General features: G+C 55.8%; 15 protein-coding genes. 3 read left to right on the top strand and 12 right to left on the bottom strand.

The window, feature by feature from the left end; translation table 11 throughout:
* Window positions 1-147: 147 nt before the first annotated feature.
* The 4 genes from hemG to pepQ are packed head-to-tail and all read right to left on the bottom strand — an operon-like array spanning window position 148 to window position 4,124.
* A complete protein-coding gene (hemG, locus tag J2X14_RS20255) occupies window positions 148-684 on the bottom strand; it encodes a menaquinone-dependent protoporphyrinogen IX dehydrogenase (RefSeq protein WP_352412940.1) in 537 nt (178 codons plus the stop codon).
* A 16-nt stretch (window positions 685-700) separates the two neighbouring features.
* Entirely contained in the window at window positions 701-2,152 is a 1,452-nt protein-coding gene (gene trkH / locus J2X14_RS20250; protein ID WP_352412939.1) for a Trk system potassium transporter TrkH, read from the bottom strand.
* A gap of 23 nt (window positions 2,153-2,175) precedes the next feature.
* Window positions 2,176-2,793 (bottom strand): IMPACT family protein, encoded by a 618-nt coding sequence (locus J2X14_RS20245; protein WP_352412938.1) that lies wholly within the window; start codon window positions 2,791-2,793, stop codon window positions 2,176-2,178.
* Entirely contained in the window at window positions 2,793-4,124 is a 1,332-nt protein-coding gene (gene pepQ, locus J2X14_RS20240; RefSeq protein ID WP_352412937.1) for a Xaa-Pro dipeptidase, read from the bottom strand. Before pepQ ends, J2X14_RS20245 begins: the two co-directional genes overlap by 1 nt.
* Window positions 4,125-4,309: 185 nt before the next feature.
* On the opposite strand from pepQ, the gene fadB reads away from it, so the two are divergent.
* On the top strand, window positions 4,310-6,496 hold the full coding sequence (gene fadB, locus J2X14_RS20235) for a fatty acid oxidation complex subunit alpha FadB (protein ID WP_352412936.1): 2,187 nt from the start codon (window positions 4,310-4,312) through the stop codon (window positions 6,494-6,496).
* A gap of 11 nt (window positions 6,497-6,507) precedes the next feature.
* Entirely contained in the window at window positions 6,508-7,671 is a 1,164-nt protein-coding gene (gene fadA / locus J2X14_RS20230; protein WP_352412935.1) for an acetyl-CoA C-acyltransferase FadA, read from the top strand.
* Window positions 7,672-7,746: 75 nt separating this feature from the next.
* Here fadA and fre read toward each other — a convergent pair whose 3' ends face one another.
* Together fre and ubiD are read right to left on the bottom strand one after the other, a co-directional pair.
* Entirely contained in the window at window positions 7,747-8,448 is a 702-nt protein-coding gene (fre, locus tag J2X14_RS20225; RefSeq protein ID WP_352412934.1) for an NAD(P)H-flavin reductase, read from the bottom strand.
* 40 nt (window positions 8,449-8,488) lie between these two features.
* On the bottom strand, window positions 8,489-9,973 hold the full coding sequence (ubiD, locus tag J2X14_RS20220; protein ID WP_352412933.1) for a 4-hydroxy-3-polyprenylbenzoate decarboxylase: 1,485 nt from the start codon (window positions 9,971-9,973) through the stop codon (window positions 8,489-8,491).
* A 356-nt stretch (window positions 9,974-10,329) separates the two neighbouring features.
* Between ubiD and rfaH the strand changes: the two genes are divergently transcribed.
* Window positions 10,330-10,818, top strand: coding sequence for a transcription/translation regulatory transformer protein RfaH (gene rfaH, locus J2X14_RS20215; RefSeq protein WP_352412932.1), 489 nt, complete (start codon window positions 10,330-10,332; stop codon window positions 10,816-10,818).
* A gap of 32 nt (window positions 10,819-10,850) precedes the next feature.
* On the opposite strand, the gene tatD is transcribed toward rfaH, so the two are convergent.
* The 6 genes from tatD to ubiJ all read right to left on the bottom strand — a co-directional run bounded on the left by tatD (window position 10,851) and on the right by ubiJ (window position 15,684).
* Entirely contained in the window at window positions 10,851-11,630 is a 780-nt protein-coding gene (tatD, locus tag J2X14_RS20210; RefSeq protein WP_352412931.1) for a 3'-5' ssDNA/RNA exonuclease TatD, read from the bottom strand.
* 81 nt (window positions 11,631-11,711) lie between these two features.
* Complete coding sequence (gene tatC, locus J2X14_RS20205; RefSeq protein ID WP_352412930.1) at window positions 11,712-12,470, bottom strand: Sec-independent protein translocase subunit TatC; 759 nt, start codon at window positions 12,468-12,470, stop codon at window positions 11,712-11,714.
* Window positions 12,460-13,062: a Sec-independent protein translocase protein TatB gene (tatB, locus tag J2X14_RS20200; protein ID WP_352412929.1), complete on the bottom strand. Its 603-nt coding sequence runs from the start codon at window positions 13,060-13,062 to the stop codon at window positions 12,460-12,462. The genes tatC and tatB overlap by 11 nt, the downstream gene beginning before the upstream one ends.
* A gap of 3 nt (window positions 13,063-13,065) precedes the next feature.
* Entirely contained in the window at window positions 13,066-13,317 is a 252-nt protein-coding gene (tatA, locus tag J2X14_RS20195) for a Sec-independent protein translocase subunit TatA (RefSeq protein WP_352412928.1), read from the bottom strand.
* 127 nt (window positions 13,318-13,444) lie between these two features.
* On the bottom strand, window positions 13,445-15,082 hold the full coding sequence (ubiB, locus tag J2X14_RS20190; protein ID WP_352412927.1) for a ubiquinone biosynthesis regulatory protein kinase UbiB: 1,638 nt from the start codon (window positions 15,080-15,082) through the stop codon (window positions 13,445-13,447).
* Entirely contained in the window at window positions 15,079-15,684 is a 606-nt protein-coding gene (gene ubiJ / locus J2X14_RS20185) for a ubiquinone biosynthesis protein UbiJ (RefSeq protein ID WP_352412926.1), read from the bottom strand. The genes ubiB and ubiJ overlap by 4 nt, the downstream gene beginning before the upstream one ends.
* Between the last annotated feature and the right edge of the window lie 11 nt (window positions 15,685-15,695).

The raw sequence follows: 15,695 nt of genomic DNA, 5'->3' as shown, positions 1-15,695 counted from the left end.
TTCACCTTAGTGAACCGCTCAACACCGCGTGGCGTAAGCCGTTGTGCCGTGTCGATGGAGGCGCATTATAGGGAGTTCTCGACGCCTCGCAAGTGTTTATTTCAAAAAAATGATCGTTAGGTTTATTTTCCAGCAACTCGTTTCTTTTTAGCGCGATTTGCCACTTATTTGCACAAATTCTTTCGCGAAACGCTCTACCTGCTGCCAATCGGTATACTCAACTTCTTTGCGCGCATCGGTTTCGCCGCCCGTCATACGCATAATAAACTGAATCATTACGCGGTCGAACCAGCCGTAGCGTGGATAACGCAGCGCTCCGGCAAAAACGGCGCAGCTATCCGGCTGCCACGGCGACTGCAGCAAAAACTTACGCGTATAGGCATTCGTTTGTGGCGTACGCTTTTCTGGCTTACGCGCCGTCAGGTTAACGGAAAAGAAACCGCTCACACGCTGTTGCAGTTCAGCCAGATGCTTTTTCACAAAACGCGCCACCGCTGGCTGAAAATGCCCATAGCGAATCGATGCGCCTATCAGCACGCGATCGTACTGCGTCCAGTCGATATGCTCCGCATGCAGAATGTTCATTACGTCGCATTCCTGCTGCGCTTTTAGTGTGTTCGCTATATAAGATGCAATTTCCTGCGTTTGTCCGTCACGGCTGGAAAACAGAATCAGCGCTTTCATTATTCTCTCCTTGGGTTTACTCACGCCAGAAGGTCGGAGTAAACAAGACCAGTAACGTAAAGACTTCCAGACGACCAAAAAGCATGGTCGAAATCAAAATCCATTTTGCGACATCATTCATAGATGTGAAATTATCTGCCACCACACCCAAGCCAGGGCCGAGGTTATTTAGCGTAGCGGCTACGGCGGCGAAGGCTGAAAAATCGTCAACGCCGGTGGCGATGATCGCCAACATGCTCAGTAAAAACACCAGCGCATAGGCGGAGAAAAACCCCCATACCGCTTCCAGGATACGTTCCGGCAACGCGCGGTTCCCCAGCTTAATGGTATAAACCGCATTAGGATGGACCAGCCGTTTCAGTTCACGCGACCCTTGCTTAAACAGCAGCAGAATACGAATAACCTTCAGCCCACCGCCGGTTGAACCGGCACAGCCGCCAATAAAGGCGGAACACAGCAGCAATACCGGCAGGAAAAGCGGCCAGCGCGCAATGCTGTCGGTAGTGAAGCCTGCCGTTGTCGCCATGGATACCACCTGGAAAAAGGCCTGGTTCAGCGTTTGCAGCCCGCTGGCGTAAACGTTATGGAACCACAACACCAGCGTACATATCGCCACCAGCGTCAGCTGCACGCCGATAAACATGCGAAACTCCGGGTCCCGCCAGTAGACGCGCAGGTTACGTCCGCTCAATAGCGAGAAGTGCAGGCCATAGTTACAGCCCGATATCAGCAGGAAAAGCGCGATAATGGTATTAATTGTCGGACTGTTAAAATAGCCGATGCTGGCATCATGGGTAGAGAAACCGCCGATCGCGATAGTTGAGAAGCTATGGCCGATGGCGTCAAACAATGGCATTCCTGCCATCCACAGCGCCACGGCACAGGCGACGGTCAACAATACATAGATAAGCCACAGCGTCTTGGCAGTTTCAGCAATACGAGGACGCATCTTATTATCTTTTAGCGGACCGGGCATTTCCGCCCGATACAGCTGCATCCCCCCTACCCCAAGGATAGGCAGAATGGCCACCGCTAATACAATGATCCCCATGCCGCCGAGCCATTGCAGCATCTGGCGATAAAAAAGAATCGCTTTTGGCAACGCGTCCAGGCCCACCAGCGTGGTAGCGCCGGTGGTGGTTAAGCCGGAAAACGATTCAAAAAACGCGTCGGTAACGGAGAGGTTAGGATGCTCGGCAAAAATAAAGGGCATTGCCCCGACGCTGCCCAGCACCGTCCAGAACAGCACGACAATCAAAAAACCTTCGCGCGGTTTCAGGTCGTTCTTCTGTTTACGGTTAGGCCACCACAATACAGCGCCAATCAGCAACGCCATGATAAATGTCTGGCTGAATGCGCGCCCTGCGCCATCGCGATAAATTAACGCCACTAAGCCGGGCACGATCATTGTTCCGGAGAACAGAATCACCAGTAGCCCGACAATTCGGGTAATGGCACGAAAATGCATTCTGCCGTTTCCTTAAGATAAAATTAGGGGGTTACCGGCTCGAGCGCTAAGGCTCCGCGGCTAATGTCCGTTAAATTTTGCGTGAACCCAGCGATTTGCGCATGGGGTAATGCCAAAGTTAGCGAGACAACATCCAGAAATTCCGTCTTAAGCAGTTCTCCTTCAAAACGCTGAACCAGGCGCTCTACATCACCGAGCTGGGCATAATCGCAGCGTAGCTGAAAACGACGCATCGGTATCTTTTGTTTACGGGCCAGCTGTTTCAGCGCCTGCTGCACGCCGCCGCCATACGCTTTAACCAGCCCGCCGGTACCAAGCATAATGCCGCCGTAGTAGCGCACCACTACGGCGGTGATTTCACCTACCTGACTGCCCATCAGCTGCGCCAGCATCGGCTTTCCTGCCGTGCCGGAGGGCTCTCCGTCGTCAGAGAAACCCAGCTGCTGTGAATCATCAGGCGATCCGGCAACGTATGCCCAGCAGTGATGGCGCGCCGTCGGATGCTGCGCTTTTATCTGCTGCACAAACGCTTTCGCCGCCTCAACGCCTTCGGTATGCGCCAGCAGCGTAATAAAGCGGCTTTTTTTAATGGTTTCTTCACTGAGACTCAACGGCTCAGCGGGAATATCATAAGCGTCCATTAGTCCAGATGCAGATCGCGCGTCATGTTCTCAACACGGTTAGCATAGATCACCACGTTATCTTCAATACGAATGCCGCCATAAGGCTGTAAGGCGTCAATCGCCTGCCAGTTAAAGTGCTGACTATGTTTTCCGTCCCGCCATGGCGCCAGCAGCGATTCAATAATATAGAAGCCAGGCTCGATGGTGAGCACCATACGCGGTTCAAGCACGCGCGTGCAGCGCAGGAAAGGATATTGCTGAGGCGCAGGCAGATGCGTGCCGTTATCATCCTGCATAAAGCCCGCCACATCATGCACCTGCAACCCAAGCGGATGGCCTAAACCGTGCGGCATAAACGGCCCGGTAAGATTTTCCGCGACCATCGCGTCTTCACTGATTCCACGCACCAGATCAAACTTCAGCAAAAGCGCGGCGATGCGCTGATGCATTTGAAGATGGTAGTCGCTATAGCGTACGCCCGCTTTTAACGTATCTATCAGCGCCAGCTCGTGCTGATTCATCTCACGCACAATCTGGGCAAACAGCGATTCGCTCTGAGCGGCATAGGTACGTGTCAGATCGGCGGCGTAGCCGTTGTACTCGGCACCGGCATCGATTAAAAAGCTGCGGCGCTGCGACGGCGTTTGATGGTCGAGTTTGGTGTAGTGCAGCACGGCGGCATGTTCATTCAGGGCGATAATATTGCCGTAGGGCACGTCGGTATCGCGATGTCCGGTTGCCGTCAGATAGGCGAGATTAATATCGAACTCGCTCATGCCGGAAAGAAACGCCTCTTTCGCCGCGCGATGCCCGGCAACGGCCAGCTTTTGCGCCTGGCGCATACAGGCCAGCTCATAATCGGTTTTGTAGGAACGATGGTAATGCAGAAAATCGATCGCGCCCTGTGGATTAATATGCTCAGCGCGGATACCCAGCTGCATGGCGCGCTGCGGTACCGGCCCAATATAAGCAACGTTCTGACGCGGCTGCGGCAATAGCGAGCCGATATCATCCGCTTTTCTCAGCGGCACAATCTCAATTTCATCGGTCCAGAAGCTATGCGGCAGCGGCTCTACGCTGTGCCAGTAATCAACCGGCGAATAAAACCACAGCTTCGGCTTATTCACACCATCCACCCACAGCCAGCAGTTCGGCAACTGCGTCACCGGCACCCAGGCTTTAAAGTGAGGATTGACCTTAAAAGGGTAGTCATGGTCGTCAAGAAACACCGTCAGCAACTCGCCAGAATGTATCAGCATGCCGTCAAGCTCAAAGCGCGTCAGCATCTGCTGCGCCCGTTGCTGTAAAGTCGCGATATGATCTTTATACAAGGTAACCAGGGTATCCATTTCCGTACTCCGCGTCAGAGAATTGACCGCATCTTATCACAGCGGGATGGCGGATGCCGTGTCGCCGCCGCCTGTGATCTTGTTTGCAAATGAGCAATATTTCATTTGCAAATAATTAACACCAATCCCACACTCCGATCATCTGGTACGACCAGATCCCCTAAATGCGGTTTCAGGAGACGGACATGCTCTACCGAAGCGACACACTTTCCCTGAACTGGCTGGACGATGGCATCGCCGAGCTCACTTTCGATGCCCCCGGTTCGGTCAACAAGCTGGACACACAAACTGTCGCCAGCCTGGGCGAAGCCATTGCCGTGCTGGAAAAACAGACGGCGTTGAAAGGCGTTCTGCTCAGCTCATCGAAGCCAGCTTTTATCGTTGGCGCGGATATTACGGAATTCCTGTCATTGTTTAACGCGCCAGCAGACAAGCTGACGCAATGGCTGACCTTCGCCAACAGCATTTTTAATCGTCTGGAGGATCTGCCGGTGCCCACCCTTTCCGCCATTCAGGGCTATGCGCTGGGCGGCGGCTGCGAATGCGTGCTGGCGACGGATTTCCGCATCGCTACGCCAGATGCGCGCATTGGGCTACCGGAAACCAAACTGGGCATTATGCCGGGCTTTGGCGGCTCGGTACGTCTGCCCCGCTTGCTGGGTGCCGATAGCGCGCTGGAAATCATTGCCGCCGGGAAGGATGTGGATGGCAAAAGCGCGCTGGCGCTCGGTCTGGTCGATGCTATCGTACCGGCGGAAAAGCTGCGCGCCGGTGCTATCGCCATGTTGCAGATGGCGATAGCCGATGCGCATTTCTGGCAGCAGCGCCGTCAGCCGAAGCTACAGCCGCTGAAGCTCAGCGCCATTGAGGCGGCAATGAGCTTTACCATTGCGAAAAGCATGGTGCGGCAAACCGCCGGAAAACATTATCCGGCGCCGATGATGGCGGTAAAAACCATTGAGGCTGCCGCTGGCTTAGGCCGCGACGACGCATTAAAACTGGAAACCAACGCCTTTGTTCCGCTGGCGCAGTCGAAAGAGGCGCGGGCGCTGGTGGGTATCTTCCTTAACGATCAATACATCAAAGGCAAGGCAAAAAAACTGGCGCAGGGCCAGCCGATAGCGCAGCAGGCGGCGGTGCTGGGCGCAGGGATTATGGGCGGCGGCATTGCTTATCAATCCGCGTCCAAAGGCGTGCCGGTCATCATGAAAGATATCAGTGAGAAATCCCTGACGTTGGGCATCAGCGAAGCGGGCAAACTGTTAAATAAACAGCTGGAACGCGGCAAAATCAACGCGCTACAGCTCACCAGCATCATATCTACCATTCAGCCGACCCTTTCCTTTAGCGGCTTTGAGCGCGCCGATATTGTTGTTGAGGCGGTGGTGGAAAATCCGCAGGTCAAAGCCAAAGTGCTGGCGGAAACGGAAGCGCAGGTACGGGAAGATACCGTGCTGGCGACCAATACCTCCACCATCCCGGTAAATCAGCTGGCCCGCGCCTTAAAACGCCCGGAAAATTTCTGCGGCATGCACTTCTTTAATCCGGTACATCGTATGCCGCTGGTAGAAGTGATTCGCGGCGAACAAACCTCAAAAGCGACGCTGGCGAAGGTGGTGGCCTGGGCCAGCAAAATGGGTAAAACGCCCATCGTGGTCAATGATTGCCCTGGCTTCTTCGTGAACCGCGTGCTGTTCCCCTATTTCGCTGGTTTTAGTTTGCTGCTGCGTGACGGCGCGGACTTCCGCCAAATCGATAACGTCATGGAAAAGCAGTTCGGCTGGCCGATGGGTCCGGCAACTCTGCTGGATGTCGTGGGCATTGATACCGCGCATCATGCGCAAAGCGTGATGGCAGATGGCTTCCCGGCGCGCATGAAAAAAGATTACCGCGACGCCATCGATGTGCTGTTTGCGGCACAGCGTTTTGGTCAGAAAAATCAGCGTGGTTTTTATCGCTGGGAAACTGATGCAAAAGGCAAAACCAGAAAAGTGGCCGATGTGGAAACCGAGACGCTCTTGCAAAGCGTTAGCGCGCCGAAGCGTGATTTCACCGATGAAGAGATCATCGCGCGCATGATGATCCCGATGATCAATGAAGTGGTGCGCTGCTTTGAGGAGCAGGTGATTGGCAGCGCAGCGGAGGCTGATATGGCGCTGGTGTATGGTCTGGGTTTCCCGCCGTTCCACGGCGGCGCGTTCCGCTATCTGGATACGCTGGGCAATAGCGCTTTTATCGCCCAGGCGCAGCAGTACGCCGACCTTGGCGCGCTCTATGCGCTGCCGCAGCTGCTCTCTGAAAAAGCACAGCGTAATGAGAGCTGGTATCCGCCTGCTGAACCAATTAATGAGGCCGCGCTGGCAACGGCGTGAGGAGCAAGATAATGGAAAATGTCGTTATTGTTGATGCTATCCGCACGCCAATGGGCCGTTCCAAAGGCGGCGCATTTCGTCAGGTTCGCGCTGAAGATCTTTCCGCTCATCTGATGCGCAGCCTGCTCAGCCGCAACCCGGCTTTAGAACCCACGGCGCTGGATGATATTTACTGGGGCTGCGTACAGCAGACGCTGGAGCAGGGTTTTAATATTGCGCGTAACGCCGCGCTGCTGGCGGAAATACCGCACAGCGTACCGGCAACCACCGTAAACCGCTTGTGTGGCTCATCGATGCAGGCGCTGCACGACGCCGCGCGCGCCATCATGGTCGGCGACGCGCACGCCTGCATTATCGGTGGCGTAGAGCATATGGGCCACGTGCCGATGAACCACGGCGTGGACTTTCATCCAGGCTTAAGCCGCACCGTGGCGAAAGCCGCGGGCATGATGGGCCTGACGGCAGAGATGCTGGCACGGATGCACCATATTAGTCGCGAAATGCAGGATAGCTTTGCCGCACGCTCGCATCAGCGCGCCTGGGCAGCCACGCAGGCGGGCCATTTCCGTAATGAAATCGTCACGACCAGCGGTCACGACGCCGATGGCGTTCTGAAACGTTATGACTTCGATGAAGTGATTCGTAGCGATACCCGCGTTGAAGGGCTGGCGACGTTAAAACCGGCGTTCGATCCGGTCAACGGCACGGTTACCGCAGGCAGCTCATCTGCGCTGTCGGATGGCGCAGCGGCAATGCTGGTGATGAGCGAATCACGCGCACGCGCGCTGGGGCTGACGCCGCGCGCACGTATTAAGGCGATGGCGGTCGTGGGCTGCGATCCTTCTGTTATGGGTTACGGGCCAGTGCCAGCCTCACAGCTGGCGCTGAAGCGTGCGGGATTGAGCGTCAGCGATATCGATTTGTTTGAATTAAATGAAGCGTTCGCCGCGCAAACGCTGCCCTGTATCAAAGACTTAGGCTTACTGGAACAGATGGATGAGAAGGTTAACCTGAATGGCGGCGCGATTGCGCTGGGGCATCCGCTGGGCTGTTCCGGCGCACGCATCAGCACCACGCTACTGAACCTGATGGAACGACGCGATGCGCAGTTTGGCCTGGCGACCATGTGCATCGGCCTCGGTCAGGGTATCGCTACCGTTTTTGAACGCGTTTAAGCGTTATGGTGTTCCCGCCGGTCAACGGTGGGCTTAGTGAGCGAGGGCGGCAACGATGCCGCCCTTTCGCTGCGCTTAAATAAAGGCGAAAGCATCGCCATAAATATGCGCTTCCTGCGCGCCGCGCTCGGCACAAAACCGCTCGCGCGCGATTTTTGCCATTTCAAAGCGCCCGGCGATATAAATATCATGCTCAGCAAGGGTGCCGAAATCCTGCATCACCGCCGTCAGGACAGTACCGCTGCGCCCTTGCCACTCGGCACCGGTCTGTTCAACAACCGGCACCACTTTCAGATTGGCATGACGCACCGCCAGCGCGTTCAGCTCTTCCAGATCGTACAGGTGATGGCTTTCACGACCGCCCCAGTAGATAGAAATATCGCGATCCGGCTGCTGCGCCAGCGCCGTCAGCAGGATGGAACGGGCGTAGGAAAAGCCGGTGCCGCCAGCAATCAAAATCATGGGACGCTGGCTCTCTTCACGCAGCCAGGCGTCGCCGTGCGGAATATCCACCACCACTTCCCGCTGCTGCTGAATGCGTTCCATTACCGCCATCGCATACAGATTGAGTTCCGAGGCCCCAATATGCAGTTCGATAATATCTTTTTCCATCGGCGTCGACGCCAGAGAGAACGGGCGCTTATCGCGCTCATCCATCACTACCATCAAATACTGTCCGGCGCGGAAGCTAAAATCCGCCTCCGGCACCAGTCGTACCCGATAAACAGTATCGGTAATCGCTTCTACCGAGGTCACTTTACAGCTTAACGTTGTCATGCGTTCCCTCTGTCGGGTCGTCATTGCGTAATTTGCGCCCTTAGCGTGGCGGCAAATCGTTAAAAATCCCCAACCGATCCCAAATGGCATCGACGCGCGCCGTCACCGCCGGATCCTTCACAATCGGACGGCCCCATTCACGCTGGGTTTCGCCCGGCCATTTGTTGGTGGCGTCCAGGCCCATTTTAGACCCCAGCCCCGAAACCGGAGAGGCGAAGTCAAGATAGTCGATCGGCGTGTTTTCGATCAGTACCGTATCGCGCGCCGGATCCATACGCGTGGTAATCGCCCAGATCACATCATTCCAGTCACGCGCATTCACATCGTCATCGCACACGATCACAAACTTGGTATACATAAACTGCCGCAGGAATGACCAGACGCCCATCATCACGCGCTTGGCATGACCGGCGTACTGTTTCTTCATGGTCACCACCGCCAGTCGATAAGAGCAGCCCTCCGGCGGCAGATAGAAATCGACAATTTCCGGGAACTGTTTAATCAGAATCGGCACCAGCACTTCATTCAGCGCCACGCCCAGCACCGCGGGTTCATCGGGCGGACGGCCGGTATAGGTTGAATGATAGATGGCATTACGACGTTGCGTAATATGGGTCACGGTAAATACCGGGAAGTCATCGACTTCATTATAGTATCCGGTGTGATCGCCATACGGCCCTTCCGGCGCCATGTCGCCAGGCTCGATATAGCCTTCCAGCACAATTTCCGCGCTGGCGGGCACTTCCAGATCGTTGGAAAGGCACTTCACCACTTCCGATTTGGTACCGCGCAGCAGGCCAGCGAACGCATATTCCGATAAGGTATCGGGCACCGGCGTCACCGCGCCAAGAATAGTGGCCGGATCCGCGCCCAGCGCCACCGCAACCGGGAAACGTTCGCCAGGGTGAGCTTTGCACCACTCCTGAAAATCAAGCGCGCCGCCGCGATGGGAGAGCCAGCGCATGATCAGACGATTTTTGCCAATCACCTGCTGACGATAAATACCCAGATTCTGCCGTTCTTTATGCGGGCCGCGCGTTACCGTTAATCCCCAGGTTATCAGCGGCGCGGCATCGTCCGGCCAGCACTGCATGACCGGAATGCGCGATAAATCCACTTCATCGCCCTGCCATACCTGTTCCTGACAGGGCGCGCTGCGCAGCCGTTTGGTCGGCATATTCAGCACCTGCTTAAAGCGCGGCATTTTATCGAACAGATCGCGGAACCCTTTTGGCGGCTCCGGCTCTTTCAGAAACGCCAGCAGTTCGCCGACTTCGCGCAATGCGCTGACCTCTTCCTGGCCCATGCCCAGCGCCACGCGTTTGGGCGTACCAAACAGGTTGCACAGCACCGGCATGTCATAGCCTTTCGGGTTTTCAAACAGCAGGGCCGGGCCGCCCGCGCGTAAAGTGCGGTCAGCGATCTCGGTCATCTCCAGAATGGGATCGACCTCCAGCGTTATACGTTTTAACTCGCCACGCTGTTCAAGCAGCGCAAGGAACTCGCGTAAGTCGTGGTATTTCATCAGATTCATTATTCAGGCCGCAGAATCAGCCATTATAAGGAGGATTCAACGGCTATGCTGAGGTTTGTGTGCCTGCTACCAACATGGAAACAACACCTGTAGCGCAGAGCCCGTTGAGTCAGTCACGTTTCATTAACAGGTTGCGCTGCGAGTCTGAACCACGGACGCCGCCTTCGTCAATTTTCAATTCTAAAATTTGTGCCTGATAACCGCCGATAGCGCGCGTTTTTGCCTCTTACAGGCACGCCCTGCGCCAACAAACCCGCTTTGGCGCTGGCCCTGATAGATAGTTAACCCGCTATCGATTTGAAAGCAGTTTTGCTATTCTTAAGCTTCAATAATTGGAAAGTGACATTATGGAATCCTGGTACCTTCTTTACTGTAAACGTGGTCAGTTATTACGCGCGAAAGAGCATCTGGAGCGGCAGGCGGTAAATTGCCTTAGCCCGATGATTGCTATGGAAAAAATTGTGCGCGGCAAAAGGACCACGGTAGAAGAGCCGCTGTTCCCCAATTATCTTTTTATTGAATTTGATCCGGAAGCGATTCATACCACCACAATCAGTGCCACGCGCGGCGTAAGTCACTTTGTGCGTTTCGGTACGCAACCGGCCAACGTGCCGCCCGATGTGATTGATGCGCTACGCACCGAGACGCCGGAAACGATGGTCGACCCTGACACGCCAGGCCCGGGTGATAAAGTGGTGATCGTGAAGGGCGCGCTGGAAGGACTGGAAGCGATTTTCACCGAGCCTGACGGCGAAGCGCGCTCAATGCTGCTGCTTAACCTGCTGAATAAGCAGGTTAAACAAAGCGTGGAGAACAGCCTGTTCCGCAAAGCCTGAGGCTGTTACCGCCTCGCCTTTCAGCCTGTCGCTTAGAGGCGAAACAGACGGCGGCTGTTAGCGTCCGTTTGCTGTGCCAGCCAGGCGGCCTCTTCTCCGCGCCATAGCGCCACCTGCTGCACAATGTGCGGCAGAAAACAGGGCTCATTACGACGTGACGTTGGCCTTGGGCGCATATCGCGCGGCAGCAGATAAGGCGCATCTGTTTCCAGCAGCAGCCGCTCTGCCGGGATCTGCGGCAACAGCTCGCGCAGCTGCATGCCGCGACGTTCGTCGCATACCCAGCCGGTAATACCGATTGATAATCCTGCCGCCAGGCACTCCGCCAGCTCATCCGCCGTACCGGTAAAGCAATGCACCACCGCGCCAGACAAACGCGGCAGCCACGGTCGGAGCACCGCCATAAAGCGTTCATGCGCGTCGCGACAGTGCAGAAACACCGGCATTTGCAGATCGGCGGCCAGCGCCAGCTGCGCGTCGAAAGCGTATTCCTGCTGATTATGCGCAGAAAAGTTACGGTTAAAATCCAGCCCACATTCGCCGATAGCCACCACCTGCGGGCTTTCCGCCAGCCGCCGCAGCGTTGCTGCGGTATCCGCCGACCATTCGCTGGCGTGATGAGGATGGATCCCTGCCGTTGACCAGCAGAAATCGGGATGGCGCTGCGCCAGGCTTTGTGCCTGCTGGCTTTCCAGCGCGTTGGTGCCGGTAATCAGCATGCCGGTGAGGCCTGCTTCGCGCGCGCGCGTCACAACCTGTTCCCGATCTTTCGCAAACTGCGTGCTGGTCAGGTTTACACCGATATCAAACATGGTATGTCCTGAAAATAATAACCGCCCAAATGGGCGGTTAGCGATGAATTTTCCCCGCCGCAGCGGGCCCTGCGCTGAGCGTCAGGATTCGGTTTCGTGCTCTTCTTCACTCGCCTGACGCCCTTTGCCAACATAGAAGCGCGAACAGAATACGCCAACCTCAAACAGGCAGTACATCGGAATAGCGAGCAAAGTTTGCGAAAAAACATCGGGCGGGGTTAACAGCATACCGACAACAAACGCGCCGACCAGCATATAAGGACGCTTCTGCCGCAGCATTTCCGGCGAAGTAACGCCGGTCCAGCACAGCAGAATGATCGCCACCGGCACCTCGAAGGCAACGCCGAAGGCCATAAACAGCGTCATCACGAAGTCGAGATAGCTGGCGATGTCGGTCGCCATGGTGACGCCCTGTGGCGCGGTTTTCGCAAAAAAGCCGAACGCCATCGGGAACACCACGAAATAGGCGAAAGCCACGCCGATGTAGAACAGCATGCTGCTGGAGAACAGCAGCGGCATCACCAGGCGGCGTTCATGACGATAGAGCGCGGGCGCCACGAAGGCCCAAATCTGATAGAGAATCACCGGAACCGCAAGGAAAACGGAAACGATAATGGTGAGCTTGATCGGCGTCAGAAACGGCGAGGCGACATCGGTGGCAATCATGCTGGCGCCAACCGGCAGCTGCCTGATAAGCGGTTCTGCTACCAGCTGATAAATATCGTTAGAGAAGTAAACCAGCGCCAGAAAAATCACCAGCACGGCAATAATGCAGTTCAGCAGCCGCTTGCGTAGCTCGATCAGATGGCTGATCAGCGGTTGGGTATCTTCAACGGCCATGGTTATCATTCATTGTTGGTTGAGAAGACGCCGCAGACGTCTCGGGTGAAACCTTTGGCGCAGCGGCGGCAGCGCTCGCCTGGCCAGCGGGCATTGGCGGCATGCTCGGCGCAGAAGCGGCCGCCGCAACCGGTTTTACTGCCGGAGCGATTTCTTCGCCTTCTGTCGTGGGTTTTTGCTCCGGCGCGCTGGCCTGATGATCCGCCGTGGCTGGCGTTACGCCGGTATGTTCATCCTGCGGATGCTTAATCAGCGGGTTATGAATGGTATGCGCTTCGTCATCGGCCTGTTCATTTTCGCCCAGATAAGAGCGACGCATAGAATCTGCGGATTTACGCAGCTCTTCCATCGACTCTTTCAGTTCCGGAGAAAGGGTATTCTTGCTGGCCTGCTCGACTTTTTTCAGGCTGTCCTGCAGCTCCTGTAGCTTTAGCTCTTGCGCCAGCTCGTTTTGCACGTTGGCCGCCAGCGAACGCATGGCGCGAATCCAGCCAACCACCGTTTTCACTGCCACCGGCAAACGCTGCGGCCCAAGCACGACCAGCCCAATAACGAACACCAAAACCAGTTCGCTAAAACCTATGTCGAACACCTGTTATACCTGCTCTTTATCTTTTTTGGCTTCTTCTTTGTTTACCGTGGTCGCCTGCTTATCAGTTAGCGGCCGGGCTTCAAATTCTGCATCCTGCTGTTTAGACGCGTCTTTATCTTCATCGCCCATCGCTTTTTTAAAGCCTTTGATGGATGAACCCAAATCAGAACCAAGCGTACGTAATTTATTGGTACCGAAAAGAAGAACCACGATCACGGCAATGATAAGTAACTGCCAAATGCTAATACCGCCCATGAGTATGCCCCTGATGAAAAGTCTAAAACATGTGAAAAGGCAGTATACCCCAGCTTATGGCCCGGTGACGATGCGTAAGCCCGCCGCCCTGACCACAAAAAGGAATTTTACCTTTCCTGACAAACGATCACGCTGAACGCCGCCAGCCAATAACCCAGGCCAACAAACCGGCGACGATCATCACCGTCGGCAGCACTTCCATGCCGGGACGCGTAATCACCAGCGCCGTGCCGCCCAGCAGCAAGGTTGCGCCGATACCGAACAGATAGCGCGACTGATGCTGCCTTTCACGCTGCACGCTCAGCTCGTTAGCCAGCCGATCAACGCTGAACTGCAAACGCTTGTGCTGACGCAGGCTGTCATAAAACAGATCCGGCAGCTCCGGCAGGCGTTCGGCCCAGAACGGCGCTTTCTCTTTAACCGAACGGATGATCGCCGGGATCCCCACCTGGTCTTTAATCCACTCTTCCAGGAACGGCTTCGCGGTTTTCCACAAATCGAGCTGCGGATAAAGCTGACGGCCTACGCCTTCGATATAGAGCAGCGTTTTCTGCAGCAGCACCAGCTGCGGCTGCACTTCCATATTAAAGCGGCGCGCGGTATTGAACAGGTTCAGCAACACATGCCCAAACGAGATCTCTGCCAGCGGCTTTTCAAAAATCGGTTCGCAAACGGTACGAATCGCAAATTCAAAATCTTCAACATTGGTATTGGCGGGTACCCAGCCGGAATCGACGTGCAGCTCGGCGACTTTACGGTAATCGCGGTTAAAGAACGCGATAAAGTTTTCCGCCAGGTAGCGCTTATCGGCTTTGTTCAATGAACCGACAATGCCGCAGTCGATACCGATATAGAGCGGATCGTGCGGATGTTCATAGCTAACGAAAATATTACCGGGATGCATATCCGCATGGAAAAAGCTGTCGCGGAACACTTGGGTAAAGAAGACCTGAACGCCCCGCTCTGCCAGCAGCCGCATATTGACGCCATGCTGTTCCAGCGCCACCACATCATTAATGGGAATACCGTAGATGCGCTCCATCACCAGCATCGTTTCGCTACAGTAGTCGGAATAGACTTCCGGTACGTAGAGCAAATTGCTGTTTTCAAAGTTACGGCGCAGCTGGATTGAGTTTGCCGCTTCACGCAGCAGATTCAGCTCATCAATCAGGGTTTTTTCGTAGTCCGCCACCACTTCCACCGGACGCAGACGGCGGCTTTCCGGCATCAGACGCGGCAGCCAGCGGGCCAGACGGTAGATCAGGCGCATATCCGCTTTGATCACCGGCAGAATATCGGGGCGAATCACTTTGATCACCACCGCCTTGCCATTCTCTTTCAGCGTTGCGGTATGAACCTGCGCGATAGAGGCAGAGGCCAGCGGCGTGATATCAAAATCATCAAACCAGGCTTCCAGCGGGCCGCCCAGCGATTTTTCAATCTGCTCTTTCGCCAGCTTGCCGTCAAAAGGCGCAACGCGATCCTGTAAAATCGCCAGCTGATCGGCAATCAACGGCGGGAACAAATCGCGGCGGGTAGACATCATCTGACCGAACTTGATCCAGACCGGCCCTAATTCCTCCAGCGCCATACGCAGGCGCACGCCCAGCTCCAGCTCTTTGTGTCGGTTAGGCAGCCAGAAGATACCGCGACGCCAAAGGCGAATCGGCAGCGTAATACGCAGGCGGGGAATCAGCTCATCCAGGCCGTAGCTCAGGAAGACTTTGATAATGAAGTAGAGGCGGCGCAGTTCTCCGGGCGTCATTTAGCCTCCAGCTGTTGCAGACGTTGTTCCAGCAGGCTGGCCTGACGCGCCAGCGCGTCAACTTCTTCGCCATACCAGGCCATTTCCAGCTGACCTGGCGCCACGCGCCACTCTTCGGTCAGGGTTTCCGTCAGGTAGCGCTGCTTGCGCTGAAGATCGCCACGCAACAGTTGTAGCCCACGGCGCGCGACGTTGCTGATGCCCTGCGCGACGATATCGCCGGTCCAGGGCGCCAGATATTCCGCCGGATCGAGTTCGGCCATATCAACCAGCGCGGAAAACTGCTGCACCACCTGCAGATCGCCCTCGACTTCCAGCTCGCCGCTGCGGATCATGCCGGTCAGCTGCTGGCGGTCACGCAGTTTCGGCAGCAGCGACAGGCGGGTGGTCACCGTGCAATCGCAGCGGTCCTGCCATTCGCCCAGCACGTCCACCTGATGTTCGCTGAACACCAGCGTCACCGGCTGCGACAGCTCCTGTAACCGGAGCTGTAAAACCTTACCATTCAAACGCTGCCGGGCCGCTTTCAGGCCGCGATCGCGATAAAGAATTCGATTCAGTGCGGTCTCCAGACCGGCGGTTAACAGCGGGGTTAACGTCATTCGCTTTCCTG

Source organism: Mixta sp. BE291, from assembly GCF_031457955.1.
Lineage (GTDB): Bacteria > Pseudomonadota > Gammaproteobacteria > Enterobacterales > Enterobacteriaceae > Mixta.
This window is presented reverse-complemented; position numbering and strand designations above follow the sequence as displayed.

What these genes read in the sequence shown, in the direction of transcription:
- hemG (WP_352412940.1), bottom strand. Translation starts at nt 684, where the DNA reads ATGAAAGCGCTGATTCTGTTTTCCAGCCGTGACGGACAAACGCAGGAA.
- trkH (WP_352412939.1), bottom strand. Translation starts at nt 2,152, where the DNA reads ATGCATTTTCGTGCCATTACCCGAATTGTCGGGCTACTGGTGATTCTG.
- J2X14_RS20245 (WP_352412938.1), bottom strand. Translation starts at nt 2,793, where the DNA reads ATGGACGCTTATGATATTCCCGCTGAGCCGTTGAGTCTCAGTGAAGAA.
- pepQ (WP_352412937.1), bottom strand. Translation starts at nt 4,124, where the DNA reads ATGGATACCCTGGTTACCTTGTATAAAGATCATATCGCGACTTTACAG.
- fadB (WP_352412936.1), top strand. Translation starts at nt 4,310, where the DNA reads ATGCTCTACCGAAGCGACACACTTTCCCTGAACTGGCTGGACGATGGC.
- fadA (WP_352412935.1), top strand. Translation starts at nt 6,508, where the DNA reads ATGGAAAATGTCGTTATTGTTGATGCTATCCGCACGCCAATGGGCCGT.
- fre (WP_352412934.1), bottom strand. Translation starts at nt 8,448, where the DNA reads ATGACAACGTTAAGCTGTAAAGTGACCTCGGTAGAAGCGATTACCGAT.
- ubiD (WP_352412933.1), bottom strand. Translation starts at nt 9,973, where the DNA reads ATGAAATACCACGACTTACGCGAGTTCCTTGCGCTGCTTGAACAGCGT.
- rfaH (WP_352412932.1), top strand. Translation starts at nt 10,330, where the DNA reads ATGGAATCCTGGTACCTTCTTTACTGTAAACGTGGTCAGTTATTACGC.
- tatD (WP_352412931.1), bottom strand. Translation starts at nt 11,630, where the DNA reads ATGTTTGATATCGGTGTAAACCTGACCAGCACGCAGTTTGCGAAAGAT.
- tatC (WP_352412930.1), bottom strand. Translation starts at nt 12,470, where the DNA reads ATGGCCGTTGAAGATACCCAACCGCTGATCAGCCATCTGATCGAGCTA.
- tatA (WP_352412928.1), bottom strand. Translation starts at nt 13,317, where the DNA reads ATGGGCGGTATTAGCATTTGGCAGTTACTTATCATTGCCGTGATCGTG.
- ubiB (WP_352412927.1), bottom strand. Translation starts at nt 15,082, where the DNA reads ATGACGCCCGGAGAACTGCGCCGCCTCTACTTCATTATCAAAGTCTTC.
- ubiJ (WP_352412926.1), bottom strand. Translation starts at nt 15,684, where the DNA reads ATGACGTTAACCCCGCTGTTAACCGCCGGTCTGGAGACCGCACTGAAT.